The organism is Rugamonas sp. GW822-FHT03B10 (genome assembly GCF_058801745.1).
This window is the reverse complement of the sequence record NZ_JBXANP010000052.1, coordinates 1-1,049: the sequence shown is the minus strand read 5'-3', so window position 1 is coordinate 1,049 and position 1,049 is coordinate 1. Positions and strand designations below refer to the sequence as shown.

Below are 1,049 nucleotides of genomic sequence, written 5' to 3'. Positions count from 1 at the left end.
GGCTATGTCCCCATTAAGTGTTGAACTTCCCCTGGGAACGTTTGTCCAAGACTAAGCACCCAAGTCTTGGAGAGAGCGATGAGAGATGCTGACTTTAAGAAGTTGCTACTCGGATTGGCGGCGCTTTCGTTACGGCAGCGCGAACGATTACTGGCTTATCTCGGCCAAGAAGATAAGCAACAGACAGTCATAGGCGTGATCGAGCGTGCGGCTGCGGCCAACTTGGCATGTCCACGCTGCCGCTCGGCGCATTTTCATCGACATGGACATAAGGACGGACTGCAGCGATTCCGATGTGCGGACTGTGGCCGAACATTCAATGCATTGACGGGAACGCCGCTTTCGCGACTACGCTACAAATCCAAGTGGCTCGAATATGCGGGATGCTTGCTCAGCGCAAATACGGTCAGGCGAGCCGCCTTGCGCGTCGCAATACACAGAAATACCAGCTTCCGCTGGCGCCATCGTTTTCTGACACTGCCCAAGACCGACAGGCCTGAGCACCTGGCGGGCATCATGGAAGCGGACGAGATGTATTGCCTTGAGTCAGAAAAGGGTGCCAGACATCTCGCACGTCCACCGCGCAAACGGGGCGAGGCGGCGACCAAGCGCGGGCTTTCCTATGAGCAGGTTTGCATCCTGGTTGCACGTGACCGCACAGGACAGACCCTCGATTTCGTCGCTGGCCATGGCCCTGTCAGCAAGCGACAACTCAAACGCTGCCTGCTGCCAATCATGGAGGATGATGTGCTGTTGATCAGTGACGCCAATGCGGCCTATCACTACTTCGCCAGGGACACGGGAATTTCACATCAGTCCGTCAATGTAAGCGCTGGGCAGCGGGTGCGCGGTGCCATCCATATCCAAAACGTCAACGCCTACCACAGCCGCTACAAAGGCTGGATGAGCCGCTTCCATGGCGTGGCGACTCACTATTTACCTAACTACTTGGGCTGGCATTGGGCGGTTGACGGCGACCGCATTGCCAGCCCGGAAGTCATGCTCAGTTCGGCGGTCGGCTACTTCCCACACTTAGCGAGGACATAGCC

Annotated in this window: 1 protein-coding gene; it reads left to right on the top strand. The window is 57.0% G+C overall.

The window, feature by feature from the left end; all coding sequences use genetic code 11:
• Positions 1–78 precede the first annotated feature (78 nt).
• Positions 79–1,047 (top strand): IS1595 family transposase, encoded by a 969-nt coding sequence (locus tag AC1RQG_RS27810; protein ID WP_493136652.1) that lies wholly within the window; start codon positions 79–81, stop codon positions 1,045–1,047.
• The last annotated feature ends 2 nt before the right edge of the window (positions 1,048–1,049 follow it).